The sequence below is a fragment of the Paenibacillus sp. Z3-2 genome (assembly GCF_054161325.1).
In genome coordinates, this window is record NZ_CP096397.1 from 3,621,760 (window position 1) to 3,637,798 (window position 16,039).

Annotated in this window: 12 protein-coding genes; 4 read left to right on the top strand and 8 right to left on the bottom strand. The window is 46.2% G+C overall.

All coding sequences use genetic code 11. From position 1 onward, the window contains the following. Positions 1 to 66 precede the first annotated feature (66 nt). The 6 genes from M1D71_RS16175 to M1D71_RS16200 all read right to left on the bottom strand — a co-directional run bounded on the left by M1D71_RS16175 (position 67) and on the right by M1D71_RS16200 (position 8,919). Positions 67 to 1,689, bottom strand: a complete 1,623-nt coding sequence (locus tag M1D71_RS16175) for a PucR family transcriptional regulator (protein WP_458122795.1) — start codon at positions 1,687 to 1,689, stop codon at positions 67 to 69. Positions 1,690 to 2,021: 332 nt separating this feature from the next. After that, positions 2,022 to 4,766 (bottom strand): CHASE3 domain-containing protein, encoded by a 2,745-nt coding sequence (locus M1D71_RS16180; RefSeq protein ID WP_458122796.1) that lies wholly within the window; start codon positions 4,764 to 4,766, stop codon positions 2,022 to 2,024. A gap of 178 nt (positions 4,767 to 4,944) precedes the next feature. Next, positions 4,945 to 6,333, bottom strand: a complete 1,389-nt coding sequence (fumC, locus tag M1D71_RS16185) for a class II fumarate hydratase (protein WP_458122797.1) — start codon at positions 6,331 to 6,333, stop codon at positions 4,945 to 4,947. Between the two features lie 133 nt (positions 6,334 to 6,466). Continuing rightward, positions 6,467 to 7,477 (bottom strand): aldose epimerase family protein, encoded by a 1,011-nt coding sequence (locus tag M1D71_RS16190; protein WP_458122798.1) that lies wholly within the window; start codon positions 7,475 to 7,477, stop codon positions 6,467 to 6,469. Positions 7,478 to 7,656: 179 nt separating this feature from the next. After that, on the bottom strand, positions 7,657 to 8,466 hold the full coding sequence (locus M1D71_RS16195; protein ID WP_458122799.1) for an MBL fold metallo-hydrolase: 810 nt from the start codon (positions 8,464 to 8,466) through the stop codon (positions 7,657 to 7,659). Between the two features lie 180 nt (positions 8,467 to 8,646). After that, on the bottom strand, positions 8,647 to 8,919 hold the full coding sequence (locus tag M1D71_RS16200) for a hypothetical protein (RefSeq protein WP_458122800.1): 273 nt from the start codon (positions 8,917 to 8,919) through the stop codon (positions 8,647 to 8,649). A 234-nt stretch (positions 8,920 to 9,153) separates the two neighbouring features. Between M1D71_RS16200 and M1D71_RS16205 the strand changes: the two genes are divergently transcribed. The 4 genes from M1D71_RS16205 to M1D71_RS16220 all read left to right on the top strand — a co-directional run bounded on the left by M1D71_RS16205 (position 9,154) and on the right by M1D71_RS16220 (position 13,477). Then, positions 9,154 to 10,386 carry an aminopeptidase gene (locus tag M1D71_RS16205; protein ID WP_458122801.1) on the top strand — a complete coding sequence of 411 codons (1,233 nt, stop codon included), beginning with the start codon at positions 9,154 to 9,156 and terminating at the stop codon, positions 10,384 to 10,386. Between the two features lie 89 nt (positions 10,387 to 10,475). Then, positions 10,476 to 11,708 carry an aminopeptidase gene (locus M1D71_RS16210; protein WP_458122802.1) on the top strand — a complete coding sequence of 411 codons (1,233 nt, stop codon included), beginning with the start codon at positions 10,476 to 10,478 and terminating at the stop codon, positions 11,706 to 11,708. A 247-nt stretch (positions 11,709 to 11,955) separates the two neighbouring features. Then, positions 11,956 to 12,546, top strand: coding sequence for an RNA polymerase sigma factor (locus tag M1D71_RS16215; protein ID WP_145321929.1), 591 nt, complete (start codon positions 11,956 to 11,958; stop codon positions 12,544 to 12,546). Continuing rightward, positions 12,524 to 13,477, top strand: coding sequence for a hypothetical protein (locus tag M1D71_RS16220; RefSeq protein WP_458122803.1), 954 nt, complete (start codon positions 12,524 to 12,526; stop codon positions 13,475 to 13,477). The genes M1D71_RS16215 and M1D71_RS16220 overlap by 23 nt, the downstream gene beginning before the upstream one ends. A 2-nt stretch (positions 13,478 to 13,479) precedes the next feature. On the opposite strand, the gene M1D71_RS16225 is transcribed toward M1D71_RS16220, so the two are convergent. Continuing rightward, positions 13,480 to 13,995, bottom strand: a complete 516-nt coding sequence (locus M1D71_RS16225) for a hypothetical protein (protein ID WP_458122804.1) — start codon at positions 13,993 to 13,995, stop codon at positions 13,480 to 13,482. A gap of 675 nt (positions 13,996 to 14,670) precedes the next feature. Next, positions 14,671 to 15,930, bottom strand: coding sequence for a hemolysin family protein (locus M1D71_RS16230; protein ID WP_458127272.1), 1,260 nt, complete (start codon positions 15,928 to 15,930; stop codon positions 14,671 to 14,673). Between the last annotated feature and the right edge of the window lie 109 nt (positions 15,931 to 16,039).

Here is a 16,039-nt window from a genome sequence, read left to right on the forward strand (position 1 = left end):
CCATCAAGGGAATGCGGTTCTTGGGTGTCTGACTCGGTAGCATTGTGATGTTGCACAATGTACGGTCTAGAGTTGGACATTTTGCGGTCTGGCAGCGGCTTTGTCCCGAACAAACTTGCGAAAGGTGAATACCAGCTTCAACTTAAGCAGATCATTCGTCTTCTTAAAGTCCATCTGCAGCAAGCTGCCGACTTTCTCCATGCGATAGGTAACGGTGTTCCGATGTACAAACAGCTGCTTGGCAGCTTCATTGATCAGTCCGTCATTCTCGATAAAGGACTCCAGCGTATTCATCAAAACCTGATTGGGATCACCGTCCCTGGCAAGTAACGGTTCGAGCACTTTATTGCAGTAGTTCTCCATGATGTTATCTGGTACGTGTTGGAACACGTAGGCAAATTCGAGCATTTCAAATTGCAGCGCACGATCTTTCATGCCGAATCGGCGAGCCAGTTGTCGTGTATCCAGGCACTCCTGGTACGCTTCACGGAGCGACTTGGGCTCATGTTTCATTTTGCTGATCCAGAAGCGCGGAGCTGGTGCTCCTTTCGCTTCTTGCGCTGCCAGAACATCACCGAACCGACTCAACAGAAAACTTGACAGCTCCTCTCCATAATCTCGCCCTGTTGGACAGGTGTAGATGGACAGAATGCCATCCTCGATCTGGAAATGCTGTGAAGCCGTGAATTGCATCAGCGGATTGTATTGCAACTCGCGATGAATCTGTTTAAGCAGCTTTCCCTCGGCAAACACAGTGGGTTCAAGCGTGATCAGCACACACTGATAGGTTCCCTGGAACAGATGGACACCTTTGTTCTCACTCATAGTGGTTAATTCCTGAACGGTCATTTTGTTATCCAAATACTGTGTAAGCAGTGTGCGCATCTCATCCTGCACGGTCGGATTAATGTGCTCACGATAGGTCATATCCATATAGAAAGCCAGTACATCGGCAGCCTGCTGAAACAACTCTTCTTCTGCTCGAAGCGACAGGGCTGAATCCGTAAACACAAGCAACGATCCGTATTCTTCATCATTTTGCTTAATCGGTACGCGGTGACAGCTTCCTTGATTCCATTTCACGCGATGCATGACGGATTTCCAAGGCCAACCCTGAGTCACCGCATCCCCTGCAATACCTTCACTGCCATAGAGCACATGTCCACGAGAACCAATGACTGCAAGCGGATAGTTCAACACTGTAACTAGTTCGGCAAACACATTCCGGTGTGGCTGCTGTTGCAGCGCAAACTGCATTAATTTCTTCTGCTTCTGCACGACCTCATGCAGCAATCGGTTACTGCGTTCATGTTCAGCCTTGAACAAGGCATTCATCTGGTCGGAGAAGGTGAATTGAAAGGGAAGTTCAAGGAGCGGCAACCGAAGTCGATCGGCTTCCTCGACAATACCTTGGGGAATGGACTGCCAGAAGCGTCCCAACTTGATGCCGAGTCCCGCACAGCCGCGTTCATTCAAGCGTCGCATCAAACGTAATGCATCCGTCTCACTGTCTTTCATAATAAAAGCGGTGGTGAACAGCATTTCTCCGGATTTGATCCAATCCGCGATATCAGGAGCGTCCATGACATTAACGGATTTCATCATCCGTGAAGTCCCTTCTCCACCCGCAACCAGTTTGGCCTCTGACAACGGGTATACCTGTAAAGCCTCTTTAACCGTAAGTTGCATGGACACTACCTCCCATATATATAACACAATATCGTATTATTGTCGTTTCCGCAGACTTAATTCTGGATTATATTTCTAATTAAATCTATATTCAGCCATTTCACTTTGTTGATTGTTAAGTATTATAACATCAAATTCAAGAATAAAGCTTACACGACAAAAAAATAAAACCTATGACCTAATCACAGCACACACTCCTGTAATCGGCATAGGTTTTTATAATTTACTATGACCCACATAACGTTGAAGTAATCCTTTTACACGATAACAGCGATTGGAGGGTTGTTCTGTCATCGTAGTGTCAGTGTAAATAATTTTTAGTTCAACTACGGTCAGATCTCGAATGTTTCGTGATTTATCCATAGTTTCATACGAGATAATACTTCTTTGATATTCAGCGGTTTGCTGAGATAGTCCGAAGCGCCCGCAGCAATACATTTCTCCCGATCCTCTTTCATGGCCTTGGCTGTCAGCGCAATAATCGGAAGCTGGGTCATGCCAAGTCGTTCTCGGATCTGGCGAGTGGTCTCATAGCCATCCAGTTCCGGCATCATGATATCCATCATGATGAGATCAGGCGTTACTCCTCCGCGCTCCAACAGTTCCAGACACTCGTATCCGTTCTGAGCTGAAATGACATTCATGTCGTATTGCTCAAGAGCGTTAGCTAATGCGTATACATTACGTATATCATCATCAACGACAAGCACTTGGCGTCCGCTGAGCAACGCTTCTTCCAGAGGTGTTAATAACATATCCGATGGAGCTGTGGTCAATGAAGGAAGTTTGTTGATCTCGGGGATGGTGCTAGCCACCTCATTCAGGAACAACCGGGATGTGTGCATGGTCTCAGGCTCATCCATTCTCAGTGGCAGGAACAGCGTGAATACACTGCCATGCCCTTCACGGCTTGTTGCTGAGATAGAACCCCCCAGCAGAGTCGCAAGCGATTGAGAGATGGACAAGCCAAGCCCTGTCCCCCCGTATTTACGAGCCGTAGCTCCGTCCGCCTGCTTGAAGGCATCGAAGATTTGCAGGAGTTTGTCATCCGCAATCCCGATACCTGTATCACTGACGGAGAAAGCAATCACATCTGTCTCTTGGCCTTTGGCTTCCGAATGAGCCAGACTCACGCTGGAGATCGTTAAGGCAACTTCACCCTCACTGGTGAACTTGAATGCGTTGGAGAGCAGATTTCGAAGAATCTGGTGCAATCTCATCTCATCAGTCACGATCGTTTCCGGCAAAGGACTTTGGAGCTGAATTCGGAAATCTATTCTTTTCTGCTCCGCTGTTTTCAGGAAATACTGATTCATGACTTCAGGCAGACTGCCCAGATAGACATCATCGAAATCCACTTCCATCTGTCCGGCTTCCACCTTGGATAGATCCAGAATATCATTGATCAGATTCAGCAGGTCTTTACCTGACTTGTGAATGACTGAAGCATAGTTCTGCTCTTCACTATTCAGGTTTTGATTTTTATTTTCAGACAATATTTCGGATAAAATCAACATGCTGTTAAGCGGAGTCCGCAGTTCATGGGACATGTTGGCCAAGAATTCGGATTTGTACCCCGAACTAGTGCGTAGCTGATCTGCTACAACCGAGAGTTCATTGGCTGAGGTCTCTGCAGCATTCTTCTGTATTTCCAGGCGATCATTAAGCATATGAAGCTCTTCGGTCTGCATTTGCAGCTCCTCCGTCTGAGACAGCATCTCTTCGGTCTGAGCCTGAAGTTTCTCCGATTGTGCCTGTAATTCTTCATTCAGAACTTGTGACTCATCATACAAATTCTGTAACTCCATACGAGTGACGGTGGAGTGTAGTGAAACACCAAAAATCTCCGTCAGTTCTTGCATCAACTTCATGTCTTTCTCTTGCAGCGGATTCATTGAAGCGAGTTCGATTACCGCTATTGTTCTGCCTTCGAACAGGACCGGTACTACGGTAAGTGATGTGGCAGATGCATGTCCAAGGCCAGATGAGATTCGGATATAGTTTTGAGGCAGATCATTCATGCGCAAGACTCGCTTCTCGACAGCACTTTGTCCGACAAGTCCCTCACCCGGGACAAGCGACACTTTACCGAGCGAACGTTCTTTCTCTCCATCCGCAGCATATGCAGCTACGCGTAGCAGTCGATTGTCTTTCCAGTAATATAGGACGCTATAAGGCACTTCAAACTGGATGGCAAGTTCGTTCAGGAACAAGCGTGACAGTCCCTCCAGATTGGTCGGGTTCTGCAAGAGCGTAGCAATTCCCGTAATCTGATCCTTGATCCGATTCTGTTCCTGCACTTCATCCAGCAATTTGTTGGTTTCATGCCCCAGATCACCCACTTCATCATGGGTTCGCACCTGAATTCTCTGCTTCAGGTTTCCACCTTTGGAAATATCGCTGATCGTTTGCATAACATCTCGTAACGTTTTGACAATATTGCCTGAAATTACGAACGCAGCGGTGATTGATAATGCTGCAATTATCCCCCATAACGTATACATAATCGTCAGCAGTGTGGAACTTCGTCTGGCAAGATCGGTTACTCTTGCTTCCGTCAGAGCAATTTCTGTGTTACGGAAGGTTGTAAGCTGGGATCTCAGCAGATCGATTTCCGTTTTACCCGGGTCAGATTGGAAGAACGCAAGGACCTCCGCTTGATCACCTTGCTTTTTTAAGTTCACCGACGGTTCCCCAGCGATCTCAATCCAGCGGGTAATATGTGCTTTGATATTCTCCAGACTCTGCTGCTGTGAAGGATTGTCACTAATGAGAACATTCAACTGATCATAGTTGGAATTCCACTGGGAGAGGCCTTGGGAATAAGGCTCCAGGTAACTTTCATTGCCTGTAATCATGAATCCACGCTGTCCTGTTTCCATGTTCAAGACATTTTTTTCAATCGCGTTGGTCAGATTATGTACTTCCAGATCATGATGGCTGATAAAATCATTTTCCTTCTGCAAGACATTAATTTGGGCCGTAAGAACCAGCAAGACAGCACCAAATAAAACCACAACAACAAGATAGCCCAAGAGAATTTTGGAGCGTATCGTAAATCTTCTCGTTTTTGACAACGCGGAAACCTCCAAATATATACGAATCCTATACAATCTCAGTACAACTGTTGCATATGTAGTTTATATGTATACGTATAGTCTGACAAGCTTTAAGTTCATCGATTTGCATTAGAAAAACGACCTGCTTCTGCAGGTCGTCTTCTTCAATGATTTTTACTTCTCATTTAGGCTGATTTCAGGCCTTTGGAGCGATCATTTTGGCTGGATCGACATACTGATCAAATTGCTCTTCGGTAAGCAGGCCCGTTTGTAACGTCGCCTGTTTCAAGGACAATCCTTCTTTATGCGCAAGCTTCGCGATTTTGGCTGCATTCTCATAACCAATATGCGGATTGAGCGCTGTAACCAGCATAAGTGAATTGTTCAGATTATGTTCAATCTGATCCAGGTTAGGCTCGATGCCTACCGCACACTTGTCATTAAACGCAATAATGGAGTCCGCCAGCAGTTGCACGGATTGCAGAAAATTATAGATGATAACCGGTTTGAATACATTCAGTTCAAAATTACCCTGGCTTGCCGCGAAACCAATCGCTGCATCATTCCCCATGACCTGCGTCACCACCATGGTGATTGCTTCGCTCTGAGTTGGGTTGACTTTACCTGGCATAATGGAGCTACCTGGCTCATTCTCCGGAATCCGGATCTCTCCCAATCCACTGCGGGGACCACTGGCTAACCAGCGTACGTCATTGGCGATTTTCATCAAATCTGCTGCAAGCGCTTTAACGGCACCGTGCGCATACACAACTTCATCATGACTTGTAAGTGCGTGGAATTTGTTTGGTGCAGATACGAAATCTTTACCTGTATGCTTGCCAATCTCCTTGGCAGTGAAGTCCCCAAAGTCAGGATGTGCATTGATTCCGGTTCCGACAGCTGTACCTCCGATCGCAAGCTCCTTCAGGTACTGCACACTTTCACGAATCATGCGCTCACTCTTGCCCAGCATAGCTTCCCAACCACTGATCTCCTGACCCAGCGTAATCGGCGTAGCATCCTGAAGGTGAGTACGTCCAATTTTGATAATGTCCTTGAATGCATCCGACTTGTCTGCAAAAGTGGCTTTCAATACCGCAATGGCCGGCAAGAGTTGATCTTCAACAGCCAGAACACCCGCGACATGCAGCGCCGTTGGGAATGTGTCGTTAGAGCTCTGGGACATGTTCACGTCATCATTTGGATGCAAGCGCTCTTCCTTGCCCTTCTGCTCCAGCAGTTGGTTACCCAGATTAGCAATGACTTCGTTCACATTCATATTGGATTGCGTTCCGCTACCGGTCTGCCACACAACCAGTGGGAAATGGTCATCAATTCGACCTGTAATAATCTCGTCTGCTGCATAAGCGATTGCATCTGATTTGGCCGCAGATAATTTACCTAATTTATGGTTACTGGCCGCAGCACTTTTTTTCAAAATGGCAAGGGCACGTATAACTTCCATCGGCATATGTTCACGGCCAATCGGAAAGTTCTCCTTACTGCGCTGCGTCTGAGCTCCCCACAGCCTGTCGGCTGGTACTTTCATTTCGCCTAACGTATCTCTCTCAATGCGGTATTCCACTTGCTTGTCCTCCTCCAAAAAAATGGTTTGGGTCTCTACAAAGCTTGTGTATCTCGTCATATTATACATGATTTACGAGCAGGTTTTCACCTTTTCGACAAAATTGTAAGCGCAACGCAAAACGAGCGTGAATTTATTTTTGTGACGTAATTGGGTACAGTCGGCTTGTCTGTTCGAACAGTTCGCCTGGCTCCAGACCAATCAAACCGATTTCTTCTGCCGGGATGCCTTCAACATTCGGGGCATTAACCAGGTTCATCTGAGGTTCTGGACAGAAGAAGTCGCCACCCATGTTATTGTTCCAGATCATCCAGTGCTTGTAAGATGTACCCACATCATATATAAGTTTGTCACCAGTACGATGATCCGTAAGTTCCATATAGTTACGTCCATTCTGAGGCTCTGCCGTGTAATGATTATCCATGGCCGCAAAGAACGGACTAACCCCGTTTTTCTTCAACTGTTCTTCTTCTGGTGAAAGCGGTTGAAATTGTCCTGTTGGCAGGGAACGCTCATTCAATTCACGACGTTGTCCAATCGTAATTTTGGCCGTGTAATCCGAGGATTGGCTGTCCGGTGCAAATGGTACAGCGATCGCGGTGTGGAATGCAAACAGATTAGGCATGTATTCCTTGCCGTTATTACGAACGATCAATTGCTGCTGAAGTCCTTGGCTACTCAAAGAGTACCGAAGCGTTACCGTGAACGTAAATGGCAGGTACTGATGGAATGTATGTCCTTCCTTCACGTCCTGGCTAAGCAGCACATAACTCTCCAGCTGGTCTGATCCATATCCCTCGACCTTCCACTCGGCATCATGTAAGAATCCATGTAGATGGTTGCCTGTAGCGGGTTCGTTCACTGGCAATTGATAGACTTTACCATTCCAAGGAAAACGTCCACCTTCGTAACGGTTCGGTGGAGAAAGAATCGGAATTCCATAGACCGCAGGTGCAGCCATAAACTCATCCATTTGATCCTGATCCGGCTCTCTCAAGTAACGAAATCCCTTTTCTGTATCACGGAAAGCGACGAGGTTGGCACCCACGCTTGGAATAACTGCCGCTTCAAATTGATTAAAACGAAGCCAAACGGCTGGAACTCCTCCAAATTGTTCTTCAAATGCTGCATTTTGCTGTGTCATCGTTATATGTACCTCCTGCATACTATGGTTATATTATACGGCTCGACTATATCATGCCCGCGAACAAAATACCAATCTATGATAGAGAACAAATTCATGATAGAAACAGAAAAAGGGCAGAAAAAAGACAGCTGCAATCCGCTGCGGCTGTCTCTGGTGCCATTCATATCATGGTTCAATCAATCCACATATTTGCCGTGATCCGGGACAGTGCTCTCTTCAAAGTTCAGATCAAGCTGCTTCAGGGATTCACTCAGCATATCTCCGCTTAAAGCATGCCCATGCCCGGTAATCACAAGTTTCGGCTCGAGATGCCTGATATGCTGAACCGATTGATGAGCAGCCTGCCAGTCGGTGGTGAAATAGGACGGTGGGCCATGCAACTGTTTGTCCTGAAGCAACACACTCCACAGCGATTCCTGCTTCACTGTGATGATCGCGTCTCCCGCAATCAGCAAACGATCCGCTTCCCGAAAAAGCGACACATGTCCAGGGGTATGACCTGGCGTATGAACCCATTCCCATCCTGATAAGCCAGGGACAGAATGATCTTTGGGTAAACTGAATATCCGATCATCCAGGTTGATTGCCTCATTGGGATAAGCGAATGACAACCTGGACATTAGACCTCCACCTACAGAAGGGTCCGCTGGCGGGTAATCTTTTAACCCCGTTAAATACGGAATTTCAAGCGGGTGAGCATACACAGGCACACCCCAGAATTGTTCCAGTTCAATAACGGTTCCTACATGGTCGAAGTGACCGTGTGTCAAAATAATTGCAGACGGTGGACCTTGAAAACGTTCTGCTGCAACCTGAACAATATGATCAGTGAATTTCGCCATTCCGGTGTCCACGAGGACCCAGTTCCTGCTTCCTGGCTCTCCGATGAACACGACATTAACGAATAGTGTGCGCAGACTTAGGATATCGGGCGCGACTTCTTCAAGCCCCGTCAACCCTTCTGTAATCAGATTGTCAGATGCCATTCACGGTTACCTCCCATTAGGCGGATTGTCTCTCTGGTTCCATTCATCTCGTAGACTTCCCTTTTTTGGATCATCTATTCAATATTTCCAATAAAATAGACGGTATACACCCTGTTTCGGGCATACACCGTCTAGTATAGTCATCGACACGACACAATAGAACAAGAACATCTCGGCCTGTTAGGCCGGATATGCCTCCAAGGCAGCATCGAGCAACTGATTGTACAAGTCGTCATCATTCTCAAGCAGCTCGTCCATACGCAGCAGTTCATCTTCATCTCCGGATTGTTCCGTGAAATGCAAGCTATAGTCCCAATCTTTTCCGTTCTTGCTCATGAAGGTAATCTCATACACAGACTTTCCACCTTCTGTACGGAAAACGGTATTCCCCACGAAACTTTTTTCATCTTCACGGCGCATTTCAGCACTTATAATCTCAATATTCACAATCATTCTCTCCTTTAATCTCTCATCTACAGTGGTTCTCCAACATTTTTGGTAAACCTAGTTTGGTAATTATTATTGGTTAATTGTACAATATATATCGTAGCAACGTATACCTTATTCAATGAAGGAACCCTTCTGATTCCTTACATAGTTGTAATGAGGATTATAATACGTGTTTGAACAACATCTATATTAGCCAACAAGCTACGATATTATTATCACATTGGAGGAAAAAATAGCATGAATACTTTCGAAACGAATCTGCAGCAATATGCTGAACTGGCTGTTCAAGTCGGTGTCAATGTCCACCCTGGACAGACGCTCGTGGTTAACGCTCCAATCTCGGCAGCGCATTTTGTACGACTAATCGTTAAAGCAGCTTACGGTAAAGGGGCCAAATTGGTTAAAGTAAACTGGAGCGACGAATCCGTTACCCGTCTTCATTACGATCTTGCTCCTGATGAAGCTTTCTCCATTGAACCGAAATGGTTTGCAGCTGAAATGACTGAACTCGTTGAAGAAGGCGCCGCAGTACTGCACGTCATCGCTGAGAATCCTGATCTGCTAAACGGTGTTGCTCAGGAACGGATCATTACTAGCCAGAAAGTGCGCGGCAAAGCGCTTGAAAAATATCGTTCTTATCAGATGGCTGACAAATTCAGCTGGTCTATCGTGGCCGTTCCTTCTCCTGAATGGGCAGCCAAAGTGTTCCCGGATCTGCCGGAAGCACAACAAGTGGATCGCCTGTGGGATGTCATTTTCAAAACAGTACGGATCGGTGAGCAGGATGCTGTTGCCGAATGGAAAACTCATTTGCAAAACCTGGATTCCCGCGCTGATCTGCTGAACAACAAGAAATACAAAAAGCTTCACTATACAGCTCCAGGCACAGACCTGACCATTGAACTTCCAGAAGGGCATATCTGGGTATCCGGTGGAAGTGTGAATGAGCAAGGACATGTCTTTATTGCCAATATGCCTACCGAAGAAGTATTCACAGCTCCACTGAAAACCGGTGTTAACGGCACAGTGCGCAGCACGAAACCACTGAGCTACGGCGGTAACCTGATTGATGGATTCTCCCTTACATTTGAGAACGGTCGAATCGTAGATTACACCGCTGAGGAGGGACTGGATGCACTCAAAAACCTGATCGAGATGGATGAAGGTGCACACTATCTGGGGGAAGTAGCCCTCGTTCCACATCAATCACCAATTTCCGATACAAATATTTTGTTCTACAATACCCTGTTTGACGAAAATGCCTCCAACCATTTGGCTATCGGTAATGCCTATGCCTTCTGTCTGGAAGGTGGTAAAACGATGTCCAAAGAAGAGTTGATTGAACGTGGCATGAACTCCAGTCTTACTCATGTAGACTTCATGATTGGATCTGGAGAAATGAACATCCACGGCGTGACTTCCGAAGGCGCGGAAGAGCCGATCTTCCTGCAAGGAAACTGGGCATTTTAAAACGGTTTAACGTGATTAGGAGAGAGGAGTTTACTCCTCTCTTTTCCTGTGTCAACAGATCGAATTTTCAATCATTGGAGGGAACTCATATGTTAAGTTTTGAACAAAAACTGGATCGTTACGCTGAACTTGCTGTAAGAGTAGGAGCTAACGTTCAGCCCGGGCAAGTATTTGTCATCAGTGCAATGATTGATACCGCTGAATTCGTACGCTTGCTTGTGCGCAAGGGATACGAAGCTGGCGCCAAGCAGGTTATTGTAAAATACGGAGATGAAACCGTAAATCGCTTACGGTTTGAAATGGCTCCTGAGGAATCATTCCAAGAGCCTCCCAAATGGCATGCGGCGGAGCTTGAAGAACTGGCGGCCAATAATGCAGCCTTCCTGACGGTATTATCATCCAGCCCGGACCTGATGAAAGGCATTGACCCAGAGCGAATCTCGACACATCAGCGTACATTTGGACAGGCGATGACCAAGTACCGTCAGTATCAACAGGCGGATAAAATGAGCTGGACGGGCGTAGCTTGCCCTTCGCCCGATTGGGCAGCCAAAGTATTCCCGGATCTCCCGGCAGCTGAGCAGGTTAGCCAGCTCTGGGAAGCCATTTTTGCTGCGGTGAGAGCCGATCTGGACGACCCTGTAGCGGCTTGGGAACAGCATATTGAACGACTGGAGACCAAGGCCGTTGCACTGAATAACAAGAAGTACCAAGCACTGCACTTCCTCTCTCCTGGGACAGATCTTACTGTCGAACTTCCAGAAGGTCATATCTGGGCGCAGGCGGGTAGTGTGAATGAGCAAGGTACACCTTTTGTTGCCAATATCCCGACAGAGGAAGTATTCACCGCTCCAGCCAAGCACGGCGTTAACGGTAAGGTATCCAGCACCAAACCGCTCAGTTATGGCGGCAGTATCATTGATCGTTTTTCACTCACATTCGAGAACGGACGCATCGTTGATTTTCATGCTGAAGAAGGTCAGGATACGCTGGAAAGACTTATCTCCATGGATGAAGGGTCGCACTACCTTGGCGAAGTCGCTTTGGTTCCCTTCCATTCCCCGATCTCCGAGAGCGGCATCTTGTATTACACTACATTGTATGATGAGAATGCGTCGTGCCATCTTGCGATCGGCAGTTCCTATGCATTCAATATCGAAGGTGGCAAAACGATGTCTCCTGTAGAACTTGCAGACCGTGGCATGAACACCAGCATCACTCATGTGGACTTCATGATGGGCTCTCCCGAGACGGACATCTACGGTATCACGGCAAACGGCGAACGTGAAGCTGTCTTCCTTAAGGGAGACTGGGCGTTCTAACGGATACGGTTGAGTTCTATCCCGTAATGTATTTTCACTGAACAGTCGTAAATGCTGTCTTGCAACCATTCGTTTATGGTTTGCGAGACAGCCTTTTATTAATTTTCATCAGATTGTCTCGGAGACTACACACGCTCTCCTCATCTGGTTTTTCTCGGACCAACCTCCCATTGTATCGTTTCCATATTATGTTGTAAAATGTAATGATACCAATGTTTGTGGACTGTTCACCAGAAAGGAGAACAAAATGGCCAATCGGCTTCAGTTACTACTCGCCTCAGATTTCCATAATTTAGGCTCTGCACTTCAGGAAGAAGTGTATTATGAATATTATAATATGGTACATGGTCTTATCGTTTATATCATCAAGGAACGTGCAGCAGCAGAAGATATTATTCAGGAAGCTTTTATCAAAATCATCAAAAACAAACCCCTCTTCGAAGACGAGGTCAAACTGAAAGCTTGGCTCAAGGTCGTCACGCGGAACACGGCTATTAATTATCTGAGAAAAAATAAAAATAACCGTAACCAATTGGACACGGATAGTGTTTTTATAGATATGGAGACGATGAATCAGACAGCAGCTTCCGTAGAAAGCATGGTGGAGACGCAGATGATGGAAGAGTCCATTGAATATTATCTCGGACAGCTCAAACCGGAATATCGTGTATTGGTGGAGTTACGGTGGAAACAAGGTCTCTCCTACCGGGAGATGGCCGAGCTGCTGGACACCTCCGAAGACATTGTGAAGCAACGCTTGTTCAGAGCCCGCGGCAGTATCAAGAAGAAATTACATAAGGAATGGGGTGGAAGCATTGAGCAAAGGCAAGTCCGATAAGCATGTGGAGCTATTTGATTCAGAGCTGGAAGACGAATATTTCGACGCTGCGTTTGACCTGGCTTTTGACGAAGCTTTCCATCAGGCCGTCTCTGCCCCTTCCGCTTCCCATACCGAATCTATGCAGCAATCCTGGCAGAAGGTACACAAGGAAATTAACAGAATCGGTTTACGTAAAAAAAGAATACGTACTTTACGACTGTCTGTCGTAGTCGCTGCATCTGTAACGATCGGAGCGGTCATATTCAGTTTGCCTTCTGGAACACAAGCTGTTTCCCCTTTTGTGCAATCCATCAAAGATTGGGGCAATGGTATGAAATCCATTATCATCGAGGATCGCACGACCCATCTGGGGGCTGATCCGTCAACAGCCAAAACCCCTCCACCACCGGAAACCAGCTTAGACGACATTCTTAAAGCACAAGAAGAAGAGGCTCTGAATACACCTTCGTATGAGTTATCGAGCCACCTGCTTCGTCCAGTACTTGTTACGGAAGAGATCGCACGCGAAGGGTTCATGGGTGACTTTCTGTTATCCAAGGCCATTCCCGAGAGATTCAACAAGGTCAAATTCGAACTCGTGCTCGATACGGAAAACCCTGTGAATCCAGACGATTATTATGAATCCACACAAATGAGAGTTCAATATACCAGTGAAGGCAAGAGCATAGAGGATGAGATCATCCAGTTTGATTATGTCTATGTCATGCCTGGGGAGAAAATTGAAGGGGCCATGCTACGTGATATGAGCACCGTAAAGCTGGCGGACGGCACGGAAGCACTGATGTATATCGGCCCACCCTATAACTCCTTTCAGTGGATGATGGGTTCCAACAATATGAGTCTGTTTGGCACCCTTTCGGAAGAAGAAATGACTGCTATTGCCAATGATTTTCAAGAGCAGAAGTTTCCCGGCAGCACCCGTCGATAAGATCAAAATAACACGGTGCCAGAGACATGTTTGCTTGTATCCGTGGTACTTCCATCATACGCTGTATGAATACTGGTAACGCGATAATAATATCCTGGCATAACAGTCCAATCTGATGTGGCATTCAGTAAGTTTGTATTCGTTGCATTGTTGGAATTGGTTTTAAAAGTTACCCATGCTGTTCCTGTCCAGCGCTCAAGTCGATAATCTACGGAAAGTGTCTTCACTTCCACATATGTCGTGGTCTTTGTATTAACGATGGCGGACAGGCCTCCTCCAGGGATAATTGCACCGACCGCCTGATAGATATGTCCTCGTTCCCGAGTGGTAGCAAACGATTGGATGGATGGTTCTGGCGGCGGTGGGGGTGTAAGTGCACCAGAGGACACGTTAATAACCGGACTTGCAACGGCTGATTCGGACGTAGGTAAGACTAGGATCGTTGGCACCAGTAACAAGGCAGCAAAGGTTATTTTTAGTGTAGAAGATGATGCGCTCTTCGTTTTTATTTTCCTCATATTGATCCATCCTCCGCTTCCATATTTCATTTTGTGTAAGGGTATAAACGGACGGATCGGGTGACAGGTTTCAAAAAAATTTAGACGCTCCGATATTTCTGTCGGAAGCGTCTTTTGTCTTTTTTTATCCATTTACAGCATTGTGAAACCTAAATTATTCCATCCCGTATGTATTGGGTAATGTATGCACGGAAGCATATTAACCAACAAGACCTGCAAATGAGGTCGTCCGGACCTTAATATATTTATTGGCTACAGCCCGAGAAAGCGGGATAAGTATGGGGATTGACCGCTATGTATTGCCCTTTATGATCTGGGGACTTGTACTGTCCCCCATCGTTGCTTTTCTTTTCCTCAAACAGACTGGCCGAACCCTTTCCCATGTCAAAACCTTTACGTGTGTTCGGGATTGCTTTCTTCCTACTGCCTCTAGCACTTCTGTTTTATGTATTACCCGTAATCTACTCGGAAAAAATTGAATATCCAGCATGATCTCGCTCCTGGAGAGAATGTTTACGTCACTTATAAACGAATTTATATTAAGAATAGTTTTGTCACAGAGAACCGTTACGCCGATGTTATCATTCATGCACCCAAAGAATCATGAGCATGCAAAGAAGCTGTACAATGACATTACGTCACCATACAGCTTCATTCATTACAATTTCGATCTGGCTAAGCGCCTTCCTCTTCAACCAACAGTTCCAGCTTAATCACATTGACACGAGAAATTCGCTTATGCTCTGTCTCTTGAATGACAAATACATACCCACCATACTCAACTGATTGACCAATCTGGGGTGGGATCGCATCTACTCTAGAGTATAGCCAGCCTCCAATGGTATCGTAATCGGCACGATCCATCTCGAGTCCGAATCGTTCACTGACTTCTTCAATCAACATCAATCCATCAATGGAGTATTCCATCTCATCCACTTGCTCGATGACAGGTCGCTCCTGATCGAACTCATCCTGAATCTCGCCTACAATCTCTTCCATGATATCTTCCAGTGTGACAAGCCCGGAAGTTCCTCCGTACTCATCAATCAGTATAGCAATCTGTGTCTTGCTACGCTGCATACGCTTGAGCAGATCACTGATCAGCGTGGTATCTGGCACAGCCAGAATGGGCCGGATTACGGAGATGGTATCCGTAAGTTGGGATCGCATCAGATCCTTAATGTGGATAAAGCCGATAATATGATCCTTGTCTCCGTTGTATACCGGATACCGGGTTCTCATGCTTTCATTGGCAATCTCCAGATTCTCCAGCATGGACTGATTGGCATTCAGACAGATCATTTCCGTCCGCGGAATCATAATTTCACGGGCGGTTGTATCCGTAAAATCAAATATATTATCAACAAGTGCTAATTCAGTGTTGTCAATTAAACCGCTCTTATTGCTTTCTTTCATCAGAATACGTATTTCATCTTCGCTATGCGCATCGTCAACCTCCGAAGCAGGTGCCATTCGGAACATTCTCAGCAAGCCATTAGCCATACCGTTCAGTGCCCATATGAATGGATACATTAACTTATAGAAGAACGTTAGCAGGGCTGCAGACCACAGCGTGATTGTCTCAGACTTGCGAATCGCCATCGTCTTGGGAGCAAGTTCACCCAGTACAATATGCAAGATTGTAATAATCACAAATGCAATGGCAATGGATATCCCATGTACATAGACCGGACTCAATCCCAATGCGGTAAACATAGGTTCTAACAGGTGTGCAATCGCTGGTTCACCCAGCCACCCAAGTCCCAGTGATGCCAGAGTTATACCTAATTGGCAAGCAGACAAGTACGCATCCAGATTGCGTACGATATTGGAAGCATAGATGGCATTTTTGTTGCCTGTTTCCACCAAGGCCTCAATCCGGCTTCCACGAACCTTCACCATCGCGAATTCCGCCGACACAAAGAAACCATTCATTAATACAAGTAAACCAATTAATACTAAATTCATAATACTCGGTAAGGGGTCACTCAAATTGTCATCCTATTCGCCGTCATTCTTCGGCAAATAGGTCCACCTCCTTCGA